The sequence below is a fragment of the Novosphingobium olei genome (genome assembly GCF_012927405.1).
Classification (GTDB): domain Bacteria; phylum Pseudomonadota; class Alphaproteobacteria; order Sphingomonadales; family Sphingomonadaceae; genus Novosphingobium; species Novosphingobium olei.
In genome coordinates, this window is record NZ_JABBGM010000002.1 from 593,214 (window position 1) to 616,818 (window position 23,605).

Annotated in this window: 21 protein-coding genes and 1 tRNA gene; 12 read left to right on the forward strand and 10 right to left on the reverse strand. The window is 66.8% G+C overall.

The window, feature by feature from the left end; translation table 11 throughout:
* Positions 1-23: 23 nt before the first annotated feature.
* Positions 24-1,283: an MFS transporter gene (locus HHL27_RS06870; RefSeq protein WP_169492821.1), complete on the forward strand. Its 1,260-nt coding sequence runs from the start codon at positions 24-26 to the stop codon at positions 1,281-1,283.
* 3 nt (positions 1,284-1,286) lie between these two features.
* Here the strand turns inward: HHL27_RS06870 and rsmD are convergent, their stop codons facing one another.
* Together rsmD and HHL27_RS06880 are read right to left on the reverse strand one after the other, a co-directional pair.
* Positions 1,287-1,835 carry a 16S rRNA (guanine(966)-N(2))-methyltransferase RsmD gene (gene rsmD / locus HHL27_RS06875; RefSeq protein WP_169492623.1) on the reverse strand — a complete coding sequence of 183 codons (549 nt, stop codon included), beginning with the start codon at positions 1,833-1,835 and terminating at the stop codon, positions 1,287-1,289.
* Positions 1,835-2,992 carry a pseudouridine synthase gene (locus tag HHL27_RS06880; protein WP_169492624.1) on the reverse strand — a complete coding sequence of 386 codons (1,158 nt, stop codon included), beginning with the start codon at positions 2,990-2,992 and terminating at the stop codon, positions 1,835-1,837. Before HHL27_RS06880 ends, rsmD begins: the two co-directional genes overlap by 1 nt.
* 83 nt (positions 2,993-3,075) lie before the next feature.
* Here HHL27_RS06880 and HHL27_RS06885 point away from each other — a divergent pair, with 83 nt between their 5' ends.
* Together HHL27_RS06885 and HHL27_RS06890 are read left to right on the forward strand one after the other, a co-directional pair.
* Positions 3,076-3,768 carry a Crp/Fnr family transcriptional regulator gene (locus HHL27_RS06885; protein WP_169492625.1) on the forward strand — a complete coding sequence of 231 codons (693 nt, stop codon included), beginning with the start codon at positions 3,076-3,078 and terminating at the stop codon, positions 3,766-3,768.
* A 112-nt stretch (positions 3,769-3,880) separates the two neighbouring features.
* Entirely contained in the window at positions 3,881-5,218 is a 1,338-nt protein-coding gene (locus HHL27_RS06890) for an alpha-amylase family glycosyl hydrolase (protein ID WP_169492626.1), read from the forward strand.
* A 214-nt stretch (positions 5,219-5,432) separates the two neighbouring features.
* On the opposite strand, the gene HHL27_RS06895 is transcribed toward HHL27_RS06890, so the two are convergent.
* Together HHL27_RS06895 and HHL27_RS06900 are read right to left on the reverse strand one after the other, a co-directional pair.
* Complete coding sequence (locus HHL27_RS06895) at positions 5,433-7,034, reverse strand: ABC-F family ATP-binding cassette domain-containing protein (protein ID WP_169492627.1); 1,602 nt, start codon at positions 7,032-7,034, stop codon at positions 5,433-5,435.
* A gap of 177 nt (positions 7,035-7,211) precedes the next feature.
* The gene (locus HHL27_RS06900; protein ID WP_169492628.1) at positions 7,212-7,673 is read right to left on the reverse strand and encodes an Hsp20 family protein; all 462 of its coding nucleotides are present in this window, start codon (positions 7,671-7,673) and stop codon (positions 7,212-7,214) included.
* A 146-nt stretch (positions 7,674-7,819) separates the two neighbouring features.
* Here HHL27_RS06900 and grxC point away from each other — a divergent pair, with 146 nt between their 5' ends.
* From grxC to HHL27_RS06925, 5 genes are all read left to right on the forward strand, one after another.
* Positions 7,820-8,098 carry a glutaredoxin 3 gene (grxC, locus tag HHL27_RS06905; protein WP_169492629.1) on the forward strand — a complete coding sequence of 93 codons (279 nt, stop codon included), beginning with the start codon at positions 7,820-7,822 and terminating at the stop codon, positions 8,096-8,098.
* Positions 8,099-8,103: 5 nt separating this feature from the next.
* Positions 8,104-8,952, forward strand: a complete 849-nt coding sequence (locus HHL27_RS06910) for a carbon-nitrogen hydrolase family protein (RefSeq protein WP_169492630.1) — start codon at positions 8,104-8,106, stop codon at positions 8,950-8,952.
* The gene (locus HHL27_RS06915; RefSeq protein ID WP_169492631.1) at positions 8,949-9,431 is read left to right on the forward strand and encodes a DUF1178 family protein; all 483 of its coding nucleotides are present in this window, start codon (positions 8,949-8,951) and stop codon (positions 9,429-9,431) included. Before HHL27_RS06910 ends, HHL27_RS06915 begins: the two co-directional genes overlap by 4 nt.
* A 62-nt stretch (positions 9,432-9,493) precedes the next feature.
* Positions 9,494-9,570, forward strand: a tRNA-Arg gene (locus tag HHL27_RS06920).
* A 115-nt stretch (positions 9,571-9,685) separates the two neighbouring features.
* Positions 9,686-11,119 (forward strand): amino acid permease, encoded by a 1,434-nt coding sequence (locus tag HHL27_RS06925; RefSeq protein ID WP_169492632.1) that lies wholly within the window; start codon positions 9,686-9,688, stop codon positions 11,117-11,119.
* A gap of 70 nt (positions 11,120-11,189) precedes the next feature.
* Here the strand turns inward: HHL27_RS06925 and HHL27_RS06930 are convergent, their stop codons facing one another.
* A complete protein-coding gene (locus HHL27_RS06930) occupies positions 11,190-13,505 on the reverse strand; it encodes a TonB-dependent receptor (RefSeq protein WP_169492633.1) in 2,316 nt (771 codons plus the stop codon).
* A gap of 378 nt (positions 13,506-13,883) precedes the next feature.
* On the opposite strand from HHL27_RS06930, the gene HHL27_RS06935 reads away from it, so the two are divergent.
* On the forward strand, positions 13,884-14,957 hold the full coding sequence (locus HHL27_RS06935; protein WP_420874030.1) for a TauD/TfdA family dioxygenase: 1,074 nt from the start codon (positions 13,884-13,886) through the stop codon (positions 14,955-14,957).
* Between the two features lie 4 nt (positions 14,958-14,961).
* On the opposite strand, the gene HHL27_RS06940 is transcribed toward HHL27_RS06935, so the two are convergent.
* From HHL27_RS06940 to HHL27_RS06955, 4 genes are read right to left on the reverse strand one after another with little or no spacing between them, the layout of a single operon-like run.
* Positions 14,962-16,188, reverse strand: a complete 1,227-nt coding sequence (locus tag HHL27_RS06940; protein WP_169492635.1) for an MFS transporter — start codon at positions 16,186-16,188, stop codon at positions 14,962-14,964.
* Positions 16,185-17,000, reverse strand: a complete 816-nt coding sequence (locus HHL27_RS06945; RefSeq protein WP_169492636.1) for a TauD/TfdA dioxygenase family protein — start codon at positions 16,998-17,000, stop codon at positions 16,185-16,187. Before HHL27_RS06945 ends, HHL27_RS06940 begins: the two co-directional genes overlap by 4 nt.
* A gap of 48 nt (positions 17,001-17,048) precedes the next feature.
* A complete protein-coding gene (locus tag HHL27_RS06950) occupies positions 17,049-18,422 on the reverse strand; it encodes an amidohydrolase family protein (protein WP_169492637.1) in 1,374 nt (457 codons plus the stop codon).
* Positions 18,423-18,439: 17 nt separating this feature from the next.
* Positions 18,440-19,249 carry a DODA-type extradiol aromatic ring-opening family dioxygenase gene (locus tag HHL27_RS06955; RefSeq protein ID WP_206069413.1) on the reverse strand — a complete coding sequence of 270 codons (810 nt, stop codon included), beginning with the start codon at positions 19,247-19,249 and terminating at the stop codon, positions 18,440-18,442.
* Positions 19,250-19,508: 259 nt separating this feature from the next.
* Between HHL27_RS06955 and HHL27_RS06960 the strand changes: the two genes are divergently transcribed.
* Positions 19,509-20,780 carry an MFS transporter gene (locus HHL27_RS06960; RefSeq protein WP_169492638.1) on the forward strand — a complete coding sequence of 424 codons (1,272 nt, stop codon included), beginning with the start codon at positions 19,509-19,511 and terminating at the stop codon, positions 20,778-20,780.
* Positions 20,777-21,682 (forward strand): ribokinase, encoded by a 906-nt coding sequence (locus HHL27_RS06965; RefSeq protein WP_169492639.1) that lies wholly within the window; start codon positions 20,777-20,779, stop codon positions 21,680-21,682. The genes HHL27_RS06960 and HHL27_RS06965 overlap by 4 nt, the downstream gene beginning before the upstream one ends.
* A gap of 30 nt (positions 21,683-21,712) precedes the next feature.
* Here the strand turns inward: HHL27_RS06965 and HHL27_RS06970 are convergent, their stop codons facing one another.
* Positions 21,713-22,804 (reverse strand): acetamidase/formamidase family protein, encoded by a 1,092-nt coding sequence (locus HHL27_RS06970; RefSeq protein WP_169492640.1) that lies wholly within the window; start codon positions 22,802-22,804, stop codon positions 21,713-21,715.
* 220 nt (positions 22,805-23,024) lie between these two features.
* On the opposite strand from HHL27_RS06970, the gene HHL27_RS06975 reads away from it, so the two are divergent.
* Positions 23,025-23,516 carry a VOC family protein gene (locus HHL27_RS06975; RefSeq protein WP_169492641.1) on the forward strand — a complete coding sequence of 164 codons (492 nt, stop codon included), beginning with the start codon at positions 23,025-23,027 and terminating at the stop codon, positions 23,514-23,516.
* The last annotated feature ends 89 nt before the right edge of the window (positions 23,517-23,605 follow it).

The window sequence follows — 23,605 nt, forward strand, 5'->3', positions numbered from 1 at the left end:
CGCGCGCGCGCTATGCCGCGCCGATGAACCCGATCCGCCAGAACGCCCGCATCCTGACCGCCAGCCTCGTCGGCACGGCGGTGGAGTTCTATGATTTCTACATCTACGCGACTGCCGCCGCGCTGGTGATCGGGCCGCTATTCTTCCCCGCCGAAAGCGAATCGGCGCAGACGCTGCTGGCGTTCATGACTTTCGGGCTCGCCTTCTTCGCACGGCCGGTGGGGGCCATTGCGTTCGGCCACTTCGGCGATCGCATCGGGCGCAAGTCCACGCTGGTCGCATCGCTGATGCTGATGGGCGGGTCGACGCTGCTGATCGCGTTCCTGCCGACTTATGCCATGGCCGGGCCGATCGCCCCGGCGCTGCTGTGCCTGTTGCGCTTCGGGCAGGGCTTCGGCCTTGGCGGCGAATGGGGCGGCGCTTCGCTGCTGGCCGTGGAAAACGCGCCCAAGGGGTGGGAAGCGCGCTTCGGGTCGGCGCCACAACTGGGCGCGCCGCTCGGCTTCCTGTTCGCCAACGGCCTGTTCCTGATCCTCAGCTACACCTTGTCCGAAGCCGACTTCACCGCCTGGGGCTGGCGTATTCCGTTCCTGGCGAGCGCGCTGCTCGTCGGGCTGGGGCTGTGGGTGCGGCTCAAGATCGGAGAGACGGCGGCGTTCAAGGAAGCGCTTGCCCACGAAGCGCCGCCCGCCGTGCCGATCGGCCGCCTGCTGCGCGAACATCCCGGCGCCGTCGTGGCCGGGATCGCGGGCGTCGTCGCCTGCTTCGCGATCTTCTACCTCGCCACCACCTTCGCGCTGTCTTTCGCGACGACCAAGCTGGGTTATGCCAAGCAGGAATTCCTCGAAGTCCAGCTCGCCGCCAACACCTTCCTCGCCGTCGGCATCGTTGTCGCTGGCTACTGGGCCGACAAGACCAGCGCGAAGAACGTGCTGGGCAAGGGCGCGCTGCTGACGGCGGTCGTCGGGCTGCTGTTCGGCTCGGGCCTCGGCTCAGGCTCGCTGCCGGTGGTCTTCGCCACGCTGGCGCTGTCGCTGCTGGTGATGGGGCTGGTCTACGGGCCGTTGGGCGGCTGGCTGCCAACGCTCTATGCCGTGCCGGTGCGCTACACCGGGATCAGCCTTGCCTTCAACATGGGCGGCATCATCGGCGGGGCGCTGGCACCGTTTGCCGCCGCCTTGCTCGCCGCGAAGGGCGGCACGCCTTACGTTGGGCTGTTCCTGACGCTGGCTGGTGCGCTGACGCTCGCGGGCGTGGTCTTCGCCCCGAAAATCAGGACCTGATGTTCAGGACTTGAGGCGCAGCAGCGTCAGCCGCGCCTTGCCGACGGTGCGCTCGCTTTCGATCTCGAGCGACTTGATCTGCGGCACTTCCTTGGCTTCGGTCTCAAGGCTCACCCAGGTGCCTTCGCCGATCCAGCCCAGTCGCACCAGCTTGTCGATCGCGACGGCGCCGGCGCCCGTCCGGTAGGGCGGGTCGAGCAGGATCACGTCGAGCGGCTCCTTGACCGGGCCGAGCGAGAGCACCGACGAAGCGCGCACGTCGCATTGCGGGGCGCAGCGCAAGGCGGCAATGTTGGCGCGGATCGCGCGGATCGCGGCCGGGTCCTGTTCGACGAACAGCGCGTGCGCCGCCCCGCGCGACAGGGCTTCGAGGCCCAGTGCGCCGGATCCTGCGAACAGGTCGGCCACCTTCAGCCCCTCGAAGCTGCCGAGCCGGCTGGTCAGCATCGAGAACAGCGTTTCGCGGGTACGGTCGGCGGTGGGGCGGGTGGCGTCCCCTTCAGGCGCGGCCAGCTTGCGACCGCGCCATTCGCCGGCGATGATCCGCAGCATCAGCCGGGCCTCCGCGGCCCGCGCGGCGGTTTTCCGGTGGGAGGCCGCGTGCCGGGGCGGGCGGGACGGGCCGGTCGCTCGCTGGTTGGTCGCTCGCTGATCGGTCGCTCACTGCTCGGACGGTCACTGGTGGGAGCGGAGCGGCGCTTGTCGGCCTGCCCCGTTTTCGTTTGGGCGGCTCTGCGCTCGGCGGTCTTGGCGCCCCAGCCGGTGCGCTGATTGGGCTTGCCGGGCTTGCGGGTATCGAGTTCCTCACGGACCTCGCGCTGGCGGACCGGCTTCTTCTTGGGGAAAGCCTTGGTGCGCGGCGCTTGCTCGGGCCGGGCCGGCGCCGGTGCAGCTGATGCGACGGGTCTGGGGCGGGGCGCGGCGCCGCGGCCGATAACCGGCTTGTCCAGCTTCATCGCCTTCAAGAACCGTTCGACGATTGCGGGCGGCACTTCCTCGACCGAGCCGCGCTGAAGCGCGCCCAGATGGAAGGGGCCGTAGGACGTGCGCAGCAGGCGCGAAACCTGAAGCCCCAAGTATTCCAGCACGCGGCGGACTTCGCGGTTCTTGCCTTCGGTCAGGGTCAGTTCCACCCACTGGTTGCGTCCGGTGCGCCGCTCCATGTTGGCGTCGATCGAGCCGTAGCGGATGCCGTCGATCTCCAGCCCCTGGCTCAGTTCCTCGAGCTGCTCCTGGTTGATGTCGCCGAAGGTGCGGGCGCGGTAGGTGCGCGGGATGCCGCTGGCCGGAAGTTCGAGCGCGCGCTTCAGTTCGCCGTCGTTGGTCAGCAGCAGCAGACCTTCGGTATTGAGGTCGAGCCGCCCGACCGGCATCACGCGGCCCGCGCCTTCGGGCAGGGCATTGCGCAGCGCGGTGTAGATCGTCGGGCGCCCCGCCGGATCACGCTCGGCGGTGATCAGGCCCGACGGCTTGTGGAACATGAAGATGCGCGTGGCGGCAACCGCGCCGACCGGCTTGCCATCGACGGTGATCCCGGCGAGCGAGGTGAGCACGGTGGCGGGCGTGGTCACGGCAACGCCGTTCAGCTCGACGCGGCCGGCCTCGATCAGCCGCTCCACCTCGCGGCGCGAGGCGATGCCGGCGCGGGCCAGCAGCTTGGCAATGCGTTCGCCTTCTCGGGGAGCAGCGTCTTTTTCGGATGGGGACATCGCACGGCCCTTACGCGAGACGGGCTTGGACGTCACCCCTCTAGCGCGCTATCGCTGCGCTGAAACGAGGGGACCTTCAAGCAATGGATGCGACCAAACTCGCCGAGACACTGACCGCGCAGAGCCTGTTCGCCGATTGCGAGCCGGACGAGCTGGCCGACATCGTGGCGCGCGGGCAGGTCCGCCAGTTCAAGGCCGGGCAACCGCTGCTGGCGCAGGGCGACAAGGGCGATACGCTGTACATCGTGCTCAAGGGCCTCGCCCGGGTCAGCATGGTCGCCGCCAACGGGCGCGAGATCGTGCTCGATTATGCCGAACCCGGCCACGTGCTGGGCGAGATCGCGTTCCTCGATGGCGGTGAACGGACGGCAAGCGTCGATGCGATCGATCCGGTCGAGGTGCTGAGCCTGTCGCGCGCGGCGTTCGAGGACATCATCGAGCGGCACAAGGGGCTGGCGCTGCGGCTGCTGAAGGCGATGGCGCGCCGGCTGCGCCAGAACAACGCGGTGATCGAGGCCGACCGGGCCTATACCAGCGGCCCGCGCCTTGCCCGGTTCCTGCTGCGGCTGATGATGGGGGGCGAGGACGTTGGCGGGGAGGCGAGACTCAAGATCGCGCTGAGCCAGGGGGAGCTGGGCAACTTCGCCGGCATGTCGCGCGAACAGATCAACCGCCAGCTTTCCGCCTGGGCCGACAGCGGGATCGTGGCGCTGAAGACCGGGCGGGTCACCGTGCTCGACCGGCAGGCGCTGATCGACATTGCCGAGGCCTGGTAACGCCCCGGAGCCAATGCATAATGCGTATACGAATGCCGACTAGCCGCGCTGGCATGTGCGGCTAGGGTCCGCTCGAACGCCCGCGACGGACGCGGCGGCTGGGGAGACGGACATGCGGCGGATCGGGCTTTTGGCGGGCGTGGCAGCCCTGGCAGCGGGCACGCCCGTCCTGGCTGCGCCAGCACCGCTGCTGCCGGTGACCGAGGGCGTTTCGCAAGTGCGCCACGTGCCGTGGGCGGCGCGGGCCAATATCTACGAAGTGAACATCCGCCAGTACACGCCCGAAGGCACGTTCAAGGCGTTCGAAAAGCACCTGCCGCGCCTGCGCAAGATGGGTGTCGACGTGCTGTGGATCATGCCGGTCAATCCCATCGCGAAGAAGGAGCGCAAGGGATCGCTTGGCAGCTATTACGCGGTGAGCGACTACAGGGCGGTCAATCCCGAGTTCGGCGACATGGCCGACTTCAGGCACCTGGTCGATGCGGCGCACCGCCAAGGCTTCAAGGTGATCCTGGACTGGGTTGCCAACCACACCGGCTGGGACCACGTTTGGACGCGCGAGCATCCCGACTGGTACAAGCGCAACGCCAAGGGTGAACTGGAAGGCTATCACTACACCGACCTGTCCGATCATCACGAGGAGGTCTGGGCCGACGTGATCGGGCTGGACTACGGCAAGCAGGCGGTGCGCGACGGCATGATCGACGCAATGCGCTTCTGGCTGAAGGAGGCCGACATCGACGGCTTCCGCTGCGACGTTGCCTGGACGCTGCCGGTGGATTTCTGGGACCAGGCCCGCGCCGAGCTGGACCGGGTGAAGCCGGTGTTCATGCTGGCCGAGGCGGATACGCCGGAGATGCAGGTTCGTGCCTTCGACATGACGTACGACTGGAAGCTGTACCACCTGCTGATCGACGTGGCGAAGGGCAAGGCGGGGGCAGGCGACCTTGCGAAACTCTACACCGATCCTCCGCGCAAGTATCCCAAGGGCGCTTACCGGATGACGTTCACCAGCAACCACGACGAGAATTCGTGGAACGGCACCGACCGCGAGCTGTACGGCGAGGGGGCTGATGCGATGGCGGTGCTGGCGGCGACGCTGCCCGGCATGCCGCTGGTCTACAGCGGGCAGGAAGACGGCGTGAACAAGCGGCTGAAGTTCTTCGACAAGGACCCGATCGTATGGGGCAAGTTCGGCCGCGCACCGTTCTATGCCGGGCTGCTGAAGCTGAAGCACGACCACCCCGCGCTCGAAAGCGGGATGGAGCCCGGCAACATGCAGCTGATCGAGACGGGCAATGCCAGGGTCTTTGCCTTCCGCCGGGTGAAGGGCAAGGACCGCGTGACGGTGGCCGTCAACCTTTCGCCCAAGCCGGCGAGCATAACGCTGCCCGGGATCGGGCGGCGCGCGCTGAAAGGCTGGGGCTGGTCGATCACGCCGGCGAAGTGATCCGCCTGCGGTCGATTCGAAACCCTTGGCAGAGGGCCTGATCGAGGCCCCAAGTTGACAAAGTTGACAGACTACAATGGCGAAAATCGCGATAGGAGGCGGTTTGCCAGCTTTTCACCCGAAGATGCTGATTTGACTGGGTTTCAAAGAGCGAAGAGCGGAATTTTAGTCAGGGTGCCCCATGTAGGAAACCCTTGCATATGCAAGAGCCGTGTCAACTTGCCTTTTCGAGCGCCATGCGACGGGTGATGCCCAGCGCTTCGAGGAACGTTTCGTCGTGGCTGACGACGACGAGCGCGCCGTCGTAGGCGGCAAGGCCGGTTTCGAGCGCCGCAATCGTTTCGAGATCGAGATGGTTGGTCGGTTCATCGAGCAGGAGCAGCGGCGGTGGCGTGCCGGCAAGGACGCAGGCGAGCGCCGCGCGCACGGCCTGCCCGCCGCTGAGCGTACCCACGGCCGCATCGGCTGCGGCGCCCCGGAAGCGAAAGCGGGCCAGTGCGGCGCGCGCGGCGTTGTCGTCCAGATCGGGCTTCAGCCGGCGCAGGTTGGCGACGATGCTTTGCGCTGGATCGAGCAGGCTGGCGTGCTGGTCGAGCGTGGCGAAGGGAACGTGAACGCGCACGCTGCCCGCGCGGGGTGCGAGAAGGCCACGGATCAGGGCAAGCGCGGTGGACTTGCCCGCGCCGTTCGGGCCGGTGATCGCGACGCGTTCTGGGCCGGTGATCATGAGGTTGAAGTCATCGAGCACGGCGGGATTGGTGCCGTAGCCTGCGACAACCCCTGCGATTTCGAGCACCCTGCGCGAAGGGGCGAGACCGGTTGGCGCGACGTCGACAATCAGCGGTTCGATCACTTCCAGCTTGCCGCGTGCCTCTGAAAGCCGGGCCTGCGCTTCGCCTTCAAGCCGCTCTGCCTTGCGTGCGTTAAGGCCGCTGGTCGCTTCGGCCCGCTGCTTGCGCGCGCCGAGCAGGATCTTGGGGCTATCGCCTTTCCGCGCCTTGCGGACACCGGCGCTGTCGCGACGATCCTGGCGTTCGCGAACGGTCTGGACGTCCTGGCGTACGGTGCGCAGGGCTTGTTCGGCATGGTCGCGCTGCGCCTGTGCGGCGGCGAGTTCGAGCGCTTTCTGCTGGCGGTAGGCGCTGTAGGGGCCGCCGTATCGCGTTGCGCCGAGCGAGGTCAGTTCGACGATGGCGTCCATCTCTTCCAGCAGTGCACGGTCGTGGCTGACGACCAGCGCTCCCTTGCGCCAGCCGCGCAGGAACGCGGCAAGCGCGCTGCGGCCCTGGGCGTCGAGATTGTTGGTCGGTTCATCGAGCAGGAGGAAATCGGGATCGGCGAGAATGGCGGCGGCAAGGCCGGCGCGCGTCTGCTGCCCGCCCGAAAGGCGCTCCACCTGCGTCTGCGCATCGGCATCGAGGCCGGCAGCGGCGAGCGCGGCTTCCAGCCGGCTGGGGAGCGTCCAGTCGGCTTCGGCCAGATCCTCGGCAGTCGCGCTGCCCGCTTCGGCGCGGGCAAGGCGGTCGAGCGGTTCGGCAAGATCGAGTGCCTGCGCCAGCGTTTCGCCGGGCGTGCGCGCGACGATCTGGCGCAGCGTGGCGATGGTCGCGTGGCGAACAACCGCGCCGCCCGTGGAGGCGAGATCGCCCGCGATCAGGCGGAGGAGCGTGGTCTTGCCGCAGCCGTTGCGGCCGACGATGCCGGTGCGTTCGAGCGGAAAGGCGAGGTCCAGCCCGGAAAGGACCGGTCGGCCTTCAGGCGTGGACCAGGAGAGGTTGGCGAGGGCGATCGAAGCTGGCGTGGTTAAAGAAGGCATGGGTCGCGACTTTCCGGAAGGCAATGCGGGCGGGCTTTGCGATCGGGAAGTGGTCCATGGCCTTGAAACTCCAGCAGTATTGCACGCGAGGATAGGCGCCTGGCGAGGCGAGGGCAAGCGGATGCAGAAAGGGCGGGTCCTTGCGAACCCGCCCCCGATCATCGTGTCGCCAATGCCTCAGGCGGCGTTGGCGTCGCCTTCGATCACCGAAAGCTGCTTCTGCGCGCCGATCAGCACCTTCTTCGGCTTCATCGCTTCGGGCACTTCGCGCAGCAGGTCGATAGTCAGCAGACCATCGGCGAGGTCAGCAGCTTCGACGCGGACGAAATCGGCGAGTTCGAAGCGGCGTTCGAAGCCACGGTTGGCGATGCCGACGTGGAGGAACTGCTGCTTTTCGTCGAGATCGGCCTTGCTGCCCTTGACCACCAGCAGATTCTGCTGGGCGGTGATGTCGAGCTCTTCGGGCTTGAAGCCGGCGACCGCCAGCGTGATGCGATAGCTGTCATCGCCGCGGCGTTCGATGTTGAAGGGGGGATAGTTGTCGCCACCCTGCGCGCGGGCCTGGCGTTCGAGCAGATCGAACAGCCGGTCGAAACCCACGGTGGTGCGGCGATAGGGGGTGAAATCGAAACGGTTCATGGCAATATCCTCTTGATGAGCAATCTGCACTTTTCCGCCCCGGACCCATCTGGCGTCCGTGCGGGTTTGATGTGTACGGTCCCGCTTGCGGCGACCGGCACGAAACATCATGTGTGCTTGGGCAACCGGAAATCAAGAGGGTCGAAATGAGCGAGCCGAACACCACGCCGAAGGTCGAGATGTACACCAAGTGGGGCTGCCCCTACTGCGCGCGCGCCAAGGCGCTGCTCGACCAGAAGGCGGTCGCTTATGAAGAATACGACGTGACCATGGGCGGGCCGAAGAAGGCCGAGATGATGGAGCGCGCGCCCGGCCACAGCACGGTGCCATCGATCTTCGTCGACGGCATGCACATCGGCGGATCGGACGACCTTGCCGCGCTGCACCGGCAGGGCAAGCTCGACATGCTGCTGGGCAAGGCCTGACCTGCATGAGCGATGGGGGCGCTTCGGGAGTAAAGGTCGCGCTGCTGCAGATGACGAGCGGCATCGACCCGCTTGCCAATGCAGCGACGATGGTTGGCGCGGTGAAGCGGGCCGCCGACGAAGGCGCTGCGATGCTGTTCACGCCCGAAATGTCCGGCCTGATCGACCGCGATCGCAAGCGTGGGAGCGCGCACGTCGTGCCCGAAGATCAGAGCCCGGTGCTCGCCGCCGTGCGCGAGGCGGCGGCGAAGGCGGGCCTGTGGGTGCACATCGGCTCGCTGGGCGTGCCGGTGGATGGGGCGCTTTGGGCTAACCGCGCCTTCGTGATCGATCCGGCGGGCGACATCGCCGCGCGCTACGACAAGATCCACATGTTCGACGTGGATCTGGCCACCGGCGAAAGCTGGCGCGAATCCGCCGCCTATCGCCCCGGAGAGCAGGTGGTGACGGTCGATTGCCCGGTGGGCAAGCTGGGAATTGCGATCTGCTACGACATCCGCTTCCCCGCGCTGTTCGAGGAGCTGGAGCGCCAGCGGTGCGATGCGATCGCAATCCCCGCCGCGTTCACCGTGCCCACCGGCAAGGCGCACTGGCACCTGATGCAGCGCGCGCGTGCTGTCGAGGCGAGCGCCTTCGTGATCTCTGCCGCGCAAGTCGGCCACCACGAGGACGGGCGCGAGACCTATGGCCACAGCCTGGTGATCGACCCGTGGGGCGATGTGGTGCTCGACATGGGCGGGGAGCGTGCTGGGCTGGGCTTTGCCGAAATAGACCTTGCCCGCATCGCCGAAGTGCGGCGGCAGTTGCCAAGTCTTGCCAACAAGCGCGAAATCCCTAGATCGCGCGGATCATGATCGTTTTCGACCTTGAATGCGCCGGGACCGGCCACCGTTTCGAAGGGTGGTTCGGATCGTCGGAAGACTTTGCGCAGCAGCAGGAGCGCGGGCTGGTGACGTGCCCGGTGTGCGGATCGGCCGATGTGACCAAGGCGGTGATGGCGCCGCGCCTGACGCGCAAGGGCAACCAGATGCCCGCGCCTGCGCCCGTGCAGCCGGCATTGGCGAACAAGCCGCAGCCGATGGCGCACGCCATGCCGCCCGAAGCGATCGAGATGATGAAGGCGGTCGCCACGATGCAGGCCGAGGCGCTGAAGAGTTCGACATGGGTGGGCGATCGCTTCGCCGAGGACGCGCGTGCGATGCACTATGGCGAAAAGGACGCCGCGCCGATCCACGGCCAGGCGACGCTCGACGAAGCGCGCGAGCTGTTCGAGGAAGGCGTCGAGATCGCGCCGCTGCTGGTACCGGTGGTGCCGCCGGGCGAGGCGAACTGAGCCCGGGGCGCGCCATCATAGGCGTTGCCCCTTGCCCCAGAGCCCCCTAAAGGAACCCCGGCGCGCCCGTAGCTCAGCCGGATAGAGCACCAGATTCCTAATCTGGGGGCCATGGGTTCGAATCCCGTCGGGCGCACCAACTCCCTCCCTTGCAAGCACCATCCAGGACTGGCTGTGCCGCTGGCAGTGCGCCAGCTGGCTTTCGGACCGGGCCCGCGATAAGCGTTGGCAAAGCAAGGGGATGGACCATACCGATGCGATCATTGTTGCGGCGCAAGGCAATTCCGGCGAGCCATGAGCTGCCCGAGCACCAGCGGCTGGCGCGCACGCTTTCGTGGCCGCATCTGATGGCGATGGGCGTGGGTGCGATCGTCGGGACCGGTATCCTGACGCTGATCGGCGTGGGGGCGGACCGGGCGGGCCCGGCGGTGCTGTGGTCGTTCGTGGTCGCCGGCGTGATCTGCGCCTGCGCCGCGCTTGCCTATGCCGAGATGGCGACCGCGATCCCCGCTTCGGGCAGCGCCTATACCTACAGCTACGCGGTGCTGGGCGAGGTCTTCGCGTGGATCGTGGGGTGGTCGCTGATCCTGGAATACTCGCTGGTGGTTTCCACCGTGGCGGTCGGTTGGTCAGGCTATGCCAACGGTTTCCTGATCGGGTTGGGCGTGCACTTGCCCGATGCACTTGTGCAGGGGCCGACGGTCGAGAACGGTGTGCTGACGCATCTGGGCGTCAATCTGCCGGCGGTGTTCATCATCGCGGTGGTGGCTGCGCTGCTGATGCGCGGGACCCAGGAAAGTGCGCGGATCAACACGGCGCTGGTGGTGCTCAAGCTGGTGACGCTGGCGCTGTTCGTTGCGGTGGCCGCGCCGCACTTCGACGCGGCGAACCTTCAGCCGTTTGCCCCGCATGGCTATGGCAGCACGCCGGGCGAGGGCGGGGTGAAGTACGGGATGCTGGGGGCAGCGGCGATCATCTTCTTCGCTTTTTATGGCTTCGATGCGATCTCCACTGCGGCGGAAGAAGCGCGCAACCCCGACCGCGACCTGCCGATCGCGATCGTGGGGTCGATGGCGGCCTGCACCGCGATCTACATCGTGGTCGCGACCGCTGCCGTGGGTGCGTTACATTACACCGCATTCGGCAAGAGTGCCGAACCACTCGCGCTGATCCTGCGGTCGATCGGCAGCCCGGGTGTGGCCACGGTGGTGGCGGGCGCGGCGGTGATCGCACTGCCGACGGTGATCCTGGGCTTCCTCTATGGCCAGAGCCGCATCTTCATGGTGATGGCGCGCGACGGGTTCCTGCCCGAAAGCCTGGCGCGGGTTTCGGCGCGGGGCGTGCCGGCGCGGATCACCGGGGCGACGGCGCTGTTCGTGGCCGCGATCGCGGCGCTGCTTCCGCTCGACCTGATCGCGAGCCTTGCCAACGCAGGCACGCTGTGCGCCTTCGTGGCGGTGGCGCTGTGCGTTCTGATCCTGCGCCGGCGCGAGCCCGAGGCGCGGCGGGCGTTCCGCACGCCGCTGGCCTGGGTGGTGTGTCCGGTGGCGATCCTTGGCTGCCTGTACCTGTTCACCGGGTTGCAGGCGATCACGCAGAAGTCGTTCCTGGCGTGGAATGCGGCGGGGCTGGTGTTCTACCTGCTCTATGCCCGCCACCGCAGCCTGGCGGGCGCCAAGGCTGGGTGATCCGCAAAAGCTGCAGGCGGACCACCCCGGGGGACGATCCGCCTGCAAATATTTTCAGGTACGGGCCGCTTCAGAAGCGGAAGGCGATGGTGCCGAAGACCTGCCGCGGGGGAATGTATTCCACGCTGGTGGTGCCCGAACCGTAAGGATCGGCGAACTTGTTGCTGATGCCGGCCTTGTCGGTGATGTTGGTTGCCGTGACCGAGAAGGTGAACGGCGAGTTTTCCGGCTGATACTGCACGAACAGGTTGCCGATCGTGTAGGCGGGCACCGTATCGTAGGCGGGCACGTTGAAGATGCGCGAGTTGAACTTGCCGCGGTAGATCACTTCGCCGCGCAGGGTCAGTTCACCCGGACCGACCGGCGCGGTGTAGGTGGCGGCAAAGCTGCCCTGGACGCCGGGTAGCTTGGGGATCTTCTTGCCGTTGGTGTTGGCGGAAGCCCCGATGACCGCCCCGATGATCCGCGGATCGAAGTAATAGGCCGCGGGGTAGCCGAGGGCCGCGAAGGTGGTGGCGCGGATGTCCTGCGCAGTCTGCTTGTCGATGGTGTAATAGTCGCCCTTGAACTTGCCCTTGGCGAGCGCGAGGTTGCCGTCGAAGCGCAGTCCGGTGACCGGTGCCCACGTCGTTTCGAATTCGACGCCGTAGGTTTCAGCCTTGGGAATGTTTGCCGTGCCGCCGGCGAAGGGGACCGGATCTTCGGCGGTGAACTGGAAGTTCTTGTACCAGTAGTAGTAGGCCGAGGCGTTGAAGCGCAGCGTCTTGTCGAAGAATTCGTTCTTCGAGCCGATTTCGGCCGCCCAGACGGTCTCCTTCTTGTACGCGCTTTTCACGTAGATTGAATCGCCCGCGAAGGTCACGCCGCTGGGCTTGTAGCCCTTCGACCCGGTGACGTAGACCATGTGTTCGGGCGAAAGCTGGTATTGCAGGCTCAGCTTGCCGGTGACCGCGTCGCTCTTGGATTCGCGCGGCGGGACCGTCGCGAAATACTGCACCGGCTGCGCGGTGATCTTGTCCCAGTTGTGGCGCGCACCGGCAATGATGTCGAGCTTGTCGGTCGCGTGGATGATGACCTGGCCATAGCCCGCCAGCGTCGAGTGCTGGTAGGGGCTGTTGGTCTGGAAGGTGACGCGCTCTCCGTTCGACGGATCGACCGCGAACCCTGTGGGGGCGTATTCAAGAATGTCCTGCAGCGCGTTCTGGCGCAGGAAGAAGAAGCCCAGCGTCCATTCGATGGACTTGTTGGGCGTGGACGAGAGCGAGATTTCCTGCGTCCACGTGCTCGAATAGTCGCGCCACTTGACGAGGTTGTCGTAGTAGTTGGCGTAGGTGTAGCGATCGTTGTCGCCGGTCTGGTTCTTGTTGAGGTACTGATAGGCGGTGACCGACTTGAGCACCGCGACATCGCCCAGCGTCTTGGCCATCGACAGGTAGGCCATGCGGGTCTTGGTCTTGTAGGTGCTAGGGAAGTCCTGGTAGACGGCGCGCGGGTTGGACAGCGGATCGGCCACGTAGGTGGTGCTGCCGTTCGCCGGATCGGTGCTGCACAGCAGGCACTTCTGCAGCGCGCCGTTGTGATCGGCATCGAACGACTGGCCCGAAAGCGTCAGGGTGAAATCGTCCGACGGCTGCCACAGCAGCGAAACGTGCGCGCCAAGGTTGTCGGCATCGTCGAGCGGATACTTGTCGTAGCCGGGAACTTGCGTGGCATAGCCATAGCCATCGTGGCGCAGATACTGCACCGTGGCGCGCACGGCCAGCGTATCGCCGATCGGCAGGTTCAGCGTGCCGTAGCCGCGCACGTAGTTGTAGTTGCCGTACGAAACGTTGGCTTCGCCGCTGGTCTCGCCGAGCTTGGGCTTGCGCGTGATGACGTTGACCGCGCCGCCGGTGGAGGTCTGGCCGAACACGGTGCCCTGCGGTCCGCGCAGCACTTCGACGTGGTCGACGTCGAGCAGGTCCTGGTTGAGCGCGACGACGTGGGCGATGTAGACGCCGTCGATGTGGAAGGCGACGCCGGGCTGCGAGTTGGGGTTCTGGGCGGTTTCGTAGCCAATGCCGCGGATGGCGATGACGCGTTCGTTGCCTTCGCTCTTGGTCACGGTCAGGCCGGGTACGAAGCCGTTGAGATCTGCAAGCTCGGTGGCGTTGCGCTGGCGCAGGGCATCCTGCGACACGGCCGTGATCGACAGCGGCGCTGCCTGCAGGTTCACTTCGCGCTTTTCGCCCACGACGGTGATGCTGCCGATGCCCGCATCGTCTGCGGTTGCCGGGATGGCTTCGGTCGACTGGTCGTCGGCGGACACTTCCGCAGCCCGCACGCCCGTGGCGGACAGGGCGAGAAGGGATGCTGTGGCGGTTAACAGGATGGAAGACTTGCGCATGGGTTCCCCCCTCATTGCTGGCTTGATCCATCCCCTCAGGCAGCTTTTGCTGATTGCTCTCCCTTGGCACGCCTTCTGCCGGGCCCGCCTTGACTTGCCCTTTGAATGTCTGCGCGGGAGGGTTGCGGGTCTTGCGCCACTACGCACGATTAATTGACGGTTCCCCCTTGAACGCCGCGCCGCCTGCCACATCCAGCGCGCTTTGCAAATGCCCTATAACACCCTTGTCCGTGCGGGGGCGGGCAAGGCGAGGTGATCGGGATGGAGGCGTAAAGGGATCGGCACAAAATCCTGCGCAGTGCGACAAGAACCGCCCGCGACTTTATGTCACAGGCAAGACCACACGCCATTTGCCATCGTGAGGAAGCAACCTTGTCCGTGACCACGACCTTCGCCCCCGTCCTGACCCGCGCCGCCTGGCGTGGCGACGAGCTGTCCACAGGGCAGGACTGGATCTATGAGCTGGATGGAGCCCAGCTGGCCGAGCTGGAGGCGCTGGGCGCGCGGTTCATGGCGGAAGATCCGGACCTGCGCACCGTCCAGGCGGAGGATTATCCGCTGGTCGCCTGTGCAGAGGCGTGCGAGGCCTGGCGGCAGGAAGTCGACTTCGGGCGCGGTTTCGTACTGGTGCGGGGGTTGCGCGCCGAGCTCTATTCCGACGCGCTGTCGAGCGCGATCTACTACATCCTGGGCCTGCACATGGGCGATCCTATCCGACAAAACGAGATGGGCGACCTGATCGACCACGTCTACGCAACGTCGGACAAGACCATGGACGATCCGACCGCGCTTTCGTCGAAGGTGCGCGACAAGCTGGTCTATCACTCCGACAGTTCCGACATCGTCGCGCTGATGTGCCTGCGCGGTGCGAAGGAAGGGGGCGCATCGTGCCTGGTTTCGGGAGCGCAGATCTATAACGAGATCCTTGCGCGCCGGCCGGACCTTGCCCCGCTGCTGTTCGAGCCGTTCCATTGGGACTGGCGGCGGCAGGACCACGAAGCGCCCGCCGATACCTATACCTCTCCGATCGTCAGCATCGAGGAGGGCGTGTTCAGCATGTATGCCGGATCGCTCTATATCCTGACCGCGCAGGAATATCCCGGCGTGCCGCAGCTGACCGACGACCAGATCGAGGTGCTGCGCCTGTTCGACGAGATTACCTATGAGCCGGGCATGGCGATCGAGATGGATTTCCGCCCCGGCGACATCCAGTGGCTGTCGAACTATGCCGCGCTGCATGCGCGCACCACGTTCTGGGACTGGCCCGAACCGCAGCGCAAGCGGCATCTGCTGCGGCTGTGGCTATCGAGCAAGGGCGTTCGGCCGGTCGTTCCGGGCTTCGGCAAGAATGGCGTTGTCCAGCATCGCGCGGCGCCGCGCGACGGTGCGGCGGAACATCCCGATGCATGCTTCCATGTGCGCGGCGCGGCGGTGCCGCGCTTGATCTCCTGAGCTTTCAGATGATCGCGTTCGCGCTCGGGTCCGCCGGCCGGCGGATCAGCGCGGATGCAACGGTGAGCGGCAGGAGCGAGGCGGCAAGGGCCCACAACGCCGGGGCGTAGCTGCCGGTCGCATCGGCGATCAGACCTGCGGCCCACGGCCCGGCCGAGGCCGCGCCAGCGAGCGTCCAGATCAGAGCAAGACCTGCGGTCCCTGCGCGGCGGCCGAAGTGTTCGACCAGCATGACGGTGACCGCGAGCGTCACCAGCGCGGTTCCAAGGCCGAAAGCGGGGACGAAAAGCAGCGTCACGGCTGGCCGCGTGGCCAAGGCAAGGGCGACAAGTCCGACCGCCTGTGCGGCGAGGGCAGCGATCAGCATCGCGCGGGTGCCGGTGCGGGCGAGGAGGAAACCGCCGATCGCGGTGGCGGCAGCGCCGAACATACCTTGCGCGCCCAGCGCCGCCGCGCTGGCGCCGGCAGCCCAGCCGGCCGTGGACAGGTGCCCCGGCGCCGCGCTGAACACCGTCATCAGCGCGGTCTGGGTCAGGATCATGGCGCAGGCCATCACGCCATAGGCGTAGCTGCGCAGCGCGCGCAGCGGTTGCCGCGGGGCGCCTGCGTTGGCCGCGCGTGCGGGCGGCTCGCGCAGCAGGCTGTGCAGGACGGCGGCGAGCAGCAGGGCGAGCGCCGCCGTGCCGTACCAGTAGCCGCGCCAGCCGAGCGCGGCGGTGGCCGCTTGCGCCGCGATGGGACCGACGGCGTTGCCGAGCGCTCCGGCGGTCAGGTAAAGTCCGAAGCGCGGGCCGGCGCGATCGCCCGACCAGCCCGAGATCATCGTGAACGCCGGCGTGTTGGCGAGCAGCGAAAAGCCGCCCCCGGCGAGCGCCGTGGCGAGGCAGGCCAGGGCCGGTGTCTCGGCCCGCGCCGCGACGAGGAACCCCGTCGCCATCAGCAGCGCGCCTGCGGTCATCGTCCTGCGACCGCCGAACCGGCCGATCGACCAGACCGGCAATGTCGCGGCGATGCAGGCCGCAACGATCATCGCGGTAAACGCAGCCCCGGCCTCGCCCGCGCTCCATCCCCCTTCCGCCGCCATTGCCTGCAACGCCACGCCAAGCCCTGCGAAGACCACGCCCTGCCCGAAGAACAGTGCGAGCGAGCAGGCGATGAACACCGCGCGTTCGCGGTGCCTGAATTGGTCGGACGGCGTTTTTGCGGGCGTGGTTGGGAGGGGCGCCCTCACGCCGGCTTTTCACCAAGGATCTGCACGCGGAAGCCCGAACGCGTTTGCGGGAAATAGTCCCAGATCGCCGAATGCTGGGCGCAGCGGTTGTCCCAGAAGGCGATCGAGTGCGGCTGCCAGCGGAAGCGGCACTGGAACTGCGGGTGCTGCACGTGTTCGAACAGGAACGACAGGATCGCGCGGCTTTCGACCGCGGGCACGTCCTCGATATGCGTGGTGAAGCCGCGATTGACGTAGATGCACTTGCGCCCGGTGACGGGGTGGGTGCGGATCACTGGGTGGCTGTGGCGCGGCAGCTTCATGCCTTCGGGCGTTATGCCGCCGAAGCCGACCGCCGAATCGTGCACGGCCGTCAGTCCGTCGAGATAGGCCTTCATGCCGGGCGAAAGCGCATCGTAGGCGGCGTACATGTTCGAGAAGACGGTGTCGCCGCCGACCGGCGGGATCGTGTGCATGTAGAGCACCGAGCCCATCGGCGGGTGTTCGTCGCAGCTCATGTCCGAATGCCAGTCTTCGCCCGCGACGAACTTGCTGTCCGCGTCGGCGTGGATGATCGTCACTTCGGGGTGGCCGGGCACCTGCCAGGGCTTGGTGCTGGGGGCGATGTGCACGCCGCCGAACAGGTTGGCAAAGCGGATATGGTCTTCGTGCCCGATCTTCTGGTCACGGAAGAACAGCACCAGGCGGTCGGCCATGGCGGCGTGCAGTTCCTCGACCTGTTCCGCCGGGAGCGGCGCGGTGAGGTCGATCCCGGAAACCTCGCCGCCGATCGTGGGGGTGAGGTTGCTGACGGTGATGGTGTTGTAGGACATTGCGGTTTCCTGAAAGGGCGGTTCCGTGAAGAGGGATCGGGTGAACGGTCAGCTTATTGGCCAAGCCGACTGCCGGGGCAGGCCGGAGCGGGCGATCAGGCCCTCGGCAGCCGACTGCGCTTCGGCCAGCAGGCGATCTTCATCGATCGTGGTGCAGCGGTAGTTATCGATCACGCGGCGGCCATCGACCCACACGCTATGCACCCCGCGCCCGTCGGCCGACCAGACGAGCTGCGCCACCGGATTGTGCAGCGGGCGCCATTCGGGCCGATTGGTATCGTGGAGGACGATGTCGGCCTTGTGGCTTGGCGCAAGGCTGCCGATAGTTCCGGCAAGGCCCATCGCGCGGGCGGCGTTGACGGTCAGCATTTCGAGCGCGGCTTCGGCGGGGAACAGCGCGGTATCGCGCCGGGCGTCCTTGAACAGCCCGGCGATGGCGGTGCCGGCGCGCATCAGATCGTGCGTATCGCCGCCGTCTGTGCCGAGCAGGAGGTTGACGCCGGCCGCCGCCATTTCAGGGAAAAGGCCGCAGGATGTTGCGCCATAGCCGCCCTTGAGCGCGGCGGCGGGGCAGTGGACCACATGGGTTCCGCTCTGCGCCAGCAGCTCGACTTCGGCTTGATCGACATGGACCATGTGGACGAGCGAGAGGTGCGAACCCAGCACGCCGAGGTCAGCCAGCCATTCGACCGGGCGCTTGCCGAACGTCGCCAGATACCAGTCCGGATCGTCCTGCGCCGGGGCCATGTGCGCGCAAATGCCAAGGCCGTTCTGGCGGGCGAGGGCGGTCGCCGCCTGCCACAGCGGCGCGGTGTTGGTGTTATGGCCGACGAGCAGCGGCCAGGCCGCGATCAGCCGCCCGTCGTCTGGATGCGCGGCGAGATCGCGTTCCAGTGCGGCGATGGCGTCATCGGTCAGCGCGGTTTGATCCTTATCGGGGGCGAATGCGCGGTCCATCGTCCAGCGGCCGATGCGCCCGCGCATGCCGGTGTCGGCCACGGCTTCGGCCACCGCATCGAAGGCGATCAGCGTGCCGGCTTCGAGGAAGGTCGTCGTGCCGGTGCGCAGCATCGAGAGGACGGCAAGGCGCGCGGCGATCGCCTGTTCTTCGGGCGTATGCCCCTGATAAAGCGGGATCACCCAGCGGTTCAGCCCTTCGTCGAAGGGCAGGTGTTCGGGGATGAAGCCCTTGATCAGCGTTTCGGTCAGGTGGACGTGGCCGTTGATGAAGCCCGGCGTCGCCACGAAGCGGCGTCCGTCGATCCGTTCGCGGGCGATGCACTGCGGCTCGATCTCGGCGCGCTTGCCCACCGCGACGATGCGGTCGCCGGTCATGGCAATGGCGCCATCGGCGATGACGCGCCGGGTTTCGTCCATCGTTACCAGCGTGGCGCCCGCAATCAGGGTATCGACGTGGATCATGTCCAGTGCGCCGACCCTCAGCCGAAGCGGAAGGCCGAAATGTCGGCCATCATCACGTTGTCAGTAAAAGGGCGGCTTCCGGGTTCGTCCCGCGCCGCGCCGGCGGCGACCATCAGCGGGATCAGATGTTCTTCGCGCGGATGGGACTGGCGGCCGGCGGGCGCTTCGGCCCAGTGCGCAAGGGCGGCCCAGCGCGCGTCCGGTTCGGCCGTTATGGCTTCGGTCAGCCAGGCATCGAAGGCGGCCGAGGGCTGGGTTGCGGCGGGCGAGAAGAACGCGCGCATGTTGTGGAAGCTCATGCCCGAACCGACGATGAGCACGCCTTCATCGCGCAAGGGGGCAAGCGCGGCACCAGCGCGCAAGTGCTCTTCAGGCGAAAGATCGCGCTTGAGCGAGAGGGGCACGACCGGGATGTCGGCTGCGGGCGTGATCAGCAGGAAAGGGACGAAAACCCCGTGATCGAATCCGCGCGTCGCATCGGTGCGCGCGGGCAGTCCGGCGGCGCCCAGCAATTCGACGATGCGCTCGGCCAGTGCGGGCGCGCCGGGGGCGGGGAAGCTGAGTTCGTAAGTATGCGGCGGGAAGCCGTAGTAATCGAAGATCATCTCCGGCTGCGCGGCAGTGGAAGCAGTGAAGGCGTCTTCCTCCCAGTGTCCCGAGATCACGATGATGGCCTTGGGCCGTTCGGGCAGCGAGGCGATCAGTCCGCGCAGGAACGCTGCGGTGCGGTCCCAAGCATCGGCCGGGCCGCCCATTGCCGTCCAGTCCATGAAGAAGCAGGGGCCACCGCCGTGGGGCAGGAACAGGGTCGGCATCCTGGTGGTCATCTTGGCGGGCACTCCGTCTGCAACAAGGTGGCGGCGGATCCGTCCGCACGTCCTGCGGCTAGGCGCTAGCCCGCCTGCCGTCTTGATCCGCCGCGCAAGCAAACTTGCACAGCACGGGCCGCGTTGCCATGCGGCGACTTGACGGTGCACGCCCTTGTTCTTGCCGCAGGCTAAAAGGGTGCGCGCAGGTGCTTTTCAGCGCGGCCCGGCTGGGGTCTATTCGACCGATCAGCAAGGTATCACCCAAGGAAAGCCGCCGATGAGCAAGGCATCTTATGCGCGGTCCGCCGCGCAGGTGGCGGTTGCCGCCACCGTTGCGAACATGGTGTGCATCACCGCCGCGATATCGGCAACGATCGGCGTGTTTCTGGTGCCCATCGCCGAAGAATTCCACTGGCCGCGCGCCGCGGTTTCCGGCGTACTGGGGATGATCTCGATCATCAGCGCGGTGACCTATCCGCTGATCGGCAAGGCGATGGACCGCTTCGGATCACGCTGGCCGCTGCTGATCGGCAACCTGGGGCTGGCCGGTTCGATCGCGCTGCTTTCGCAGGCGAGCGGGACGATCACCGATTTCTACCTGCGCTTCGCGTTGGTCGGGGTGTTCGGCACGCTCGCCAGCACGGGCATGCTGTGCAAGGTCGTGTCGAGCTGGTTCGACGCGCGGCGAGGACTTATGCTGGGCGTAACCGCCGGGTTGGGCAATGGGGTGGGCGCAACGCTGATGCCGGTGCTCGCAGGAATCTTCCTTGCCGCCTATGGCTGGCGCGAAAGCTATGTGTTGATCGGCCTTCTCGTTGCGGCGCTGGGCGCGCCGGTCATGCTGCTGTGGCTGCGCGATGCGCCAGTCGTGGCGCCGTCGCCCGAAGTCGCGGCGCCCGCGGTCGAAGGAATGAGCTTGCGCGAAGCTGCCCAAACGCGCGTCTTCTGGCTGATGCTGCTGGCGGTGGCAGCCGGTGCGGGCGGGATGACCGCGGTGTTCACCCACGTCGTGCCGATGCTGACCGACCACGGCGTTTCGCTGGGTGAAGCGACCAGCGTGCTGGCCGTGTTCGCGCTGGTCTGCGCCGGCTGGCAGGTGGTGACGGGCGCGCTGCTCGATGCGCTGCGCACACCACGCATCGTTGTCCCGATGTACGCGAGCGCCATTGCCGGCCTGCTGTTGTTGCAGTTCGGGCACGGCACTGGCCAGATCATGACGGCGGGCGTGTTGCTGGGGATCGGGATGGGCGCGGATTACGGCGCGCTGTCCTACTTCGTGTCGCGTTATTTCGGGCTGAAGCATTACGGCACGATCATCGGGACATTCTATGCGGTGGTGGCTTTCACGCAGGGAGCGACCCCAGCGCTGATGGACGTAAGTTTCGACCGTTCGGGTTCCTACACCATCGCGGCGCTGGCGATCGTCGTGGCGCTGGTTTTCGGGATCGCCCTGTTGACGCTGATGCCGCACCCCGACGCGTTCGACGGCACAAGCGATGCGGCGCTGGACGAAGGCGCAAATGGCCGCGCGGCGGTTGTGCTCGCATGACGGTGGTGGTGTTCGGATCGATCAACCGTGATCTGGTGATGCGCGTGCGGCGCCTGCCGCTGGCGGGCGAAACGGTTGCGGCCTATGGGCTGGAACTGCTGCCCGGAGGCAAAGGTGCCAACCAGGCGACCGCCAGCGCATTGCACGGCGCTCCGACTCTGCTGATCGGCGCGGTCGGCGATGATGCGCACGGCGCGGCCATGCTCGCCGGATTGACGGCGGCGGGCGTTGATAGCAGCGCGATCGTGCAGGTCGCAGGGCCGACCGGCCTCGCCCACGTGTTCGTCTCTGACGAAGGCGAGAACCAGATCGTGATCGTCACGGGCGCGAACGGTGAGGCGAGGGCGCCGCTGGCGTTTCCATCCTGCGCGGATCATGCCGTCGCGGTGGCGCAGGCCGAAGTACCCGCGTCCGAAGTTGCCCGCTTTCTTGCCTTGGCGCGCGATGCCGGCGCTTGCACGCTGTTCAATCCGGCGCCGGCCAATGCCGAGGGGGCGGCGCTGATCGCGCTGGCTGATATGGTGGTGCTCAACGAAACCGAGCTTGCCTTCTTCACTGGCGGCAATGTGTCCGAGGGCGACGACGCGGTGGAAGCGGCGGCGCGCCGGTTGATGGCGCGGGATCGGCAATGGGTGGTGGTTACGCTGGGTGGCGAGGGCGTGCTCGCCTGCGGTCCCGGCGAAACGCTGCGGATTGCCGCACCGAAGGTCGCTGTGGTCGATACGACCGGTGCCGGCGATACGTTCTGCGGTGTTCTGGCGGCGCGCCTGTCGGAAGGGGCGGGCATGGCGCAAGCGCTGCAGCTTGCCTGCATCGCGGCGTCGCTGTCCGTGCAGCGGGTCGGCGCGGCGGCTTCGATGCCAACCCGCGCCGAAGTGGAGGCGGCGCTCGTCCGGTCCTGACGAGGCGCCGCCGCCGGTTAGTCCCAATGGTCAGCTTATATCCGTGACCGTGCCCTTCTGCGGGAACAGGCGGCGCTCGATCCGGGCGTGGACGCCCAGCGTGCCATCGACCACCTGGGTCACGCCGAAGTCCGTCGCCACGCTCATCAACGAATAGGCATCGTCCTTGCTGAGCCCCTGATGTTCGTGGAGCAGGTGGAGCATGTCCATCGACGCATTCTTCATGGCCGCGTCGAGATCTTCACCGAAGCCGTGGACGATCCAGTTCTGCGGGGTTTCCAGTAGGGGCGAGGGGAAATCGAAGTCCTTGCGCAGCACGATCTGGAACAGGCAGTTGAGCGAGGATTCGATCGCGGTGCCGGAAATTTCGCCATCACCCTGGCTGACGTGGGGATCGCCGATCGAGAACAGTCCGCCCGCGACCTGGCACTTGTAGTACATCGTCGCGCCCGCGCCGATGCGCCAGTTGTCGATGTTTCCGCCGTGCAGGCCGGGGGGAATGGTGCTGACGGGCTCGTTCACCGCAGGGGCCACGCCGGCGGTGCCGAGGTGCGGGCGTGCCGGGATGGTGATGCCGGGCAGCGCCGGCTGGCGATCGCACACCGGGCAGTTGGTGATCGTGCCCGGCACCAGGTACTTGCCGGGAAAGTCATAGGCATAGAGCGCATGGGCGGTGTTGGCGACGGGGTCCAGCTCGTAGATCGTCACCCGCTCCTTTTCGCCGAATTCCTGGTAGAGGTGACCCCAGTTGGCGGCGAGGTTCGACCCGTAGTTGTTGCGCGGCGTCATCTGCAGGTAGCGCACTTCGAGCATGTCGCCCGGTTCCGCGCCTTCCACGTAGATTGGCCCGGTCATGATGTGCACGCCGGGCGCGCGCGTGGTCGGGTCGATTTCGCGGAAGATGCGCTCGACACCTTCGTCGAACATCAGTTCGGGCGCGTCCCCGGCATGGTGGGTGATCGCCTCGGCCATGATCAGGTCGCCCGACTTGACCGTCAGCGCGGGGGCAAGGTCGGGCGAGAAGTAGCCCCAGTGCACGGTTTGCGGTGTCGCCTTGAGATGATGCAGCGCGCCCGGTGCGTGCGTGCCGTGTTCCTTGCCGTGTGAACAGACCAGACCCATGCCTCTGTGCCTCGTTGGTGGTGAGCGGTAAACGGCTGTCCTTGTCGGCCGTGAGCCCCGCTCCGGTCTTGTTCGGGTGCGCCCATAGATTTTGCAGGTGCGAACGATGCGTCCGCGATGGACGTGCAATCAACAATCGAGGCGCGCGCTGCCAAGCCGCCCAGGAGGCCGGTCCGGCACAAGGCGAAACCCAGCAATTGCAACGGAGCAAAGCGCCGCGATGTCCACGCCCAACACCCTGATCTTCGTCGATCTGCCCAGCGACGATCCCGCCGCCGCCGCCAGATTCTATGCCGAAGTGTTCGGCTGGCAGAACGATGAGAAGCCGGCGGGCGTCTACCACCGCATGGTGCCGGGCGGGCAGTTCCTCAATCCCGATGGCAGCGAAAGCCAGATCGGCAACCTGCACCTTGGCATCTTCGATGCCGCCAATGCCCGTCCTCATCCCGACAGCGCCGGCGTCGAACCGCGCACGCTTTCAAGCGGGGGCCGCGCCCCGCGCATCTGGATCCTGATCGGCGACGGCGACAGCGCCGAGCGTATCCTTGCGGCGGCAGAGGAGCGCGGGGCGGTGACGCTGTGGCGCAACCATTACTGGCAGACGTTCAACGGCTACAACCACGCCTTCCGCGATCCGTGGGGCAACGAGATCGTGCTGTGGGGCAAGGCCGGGCCCGATCCGCAGGTGCCCGCCGACTACACCCGCGAATAGGGCGGCGACACCTTAGCCTGCGGCGCATACAAGTGCAGCTTCGCGTCAGGGCAGGGATTTCAAGAATCCGTGCCCTGACACGCAAGACC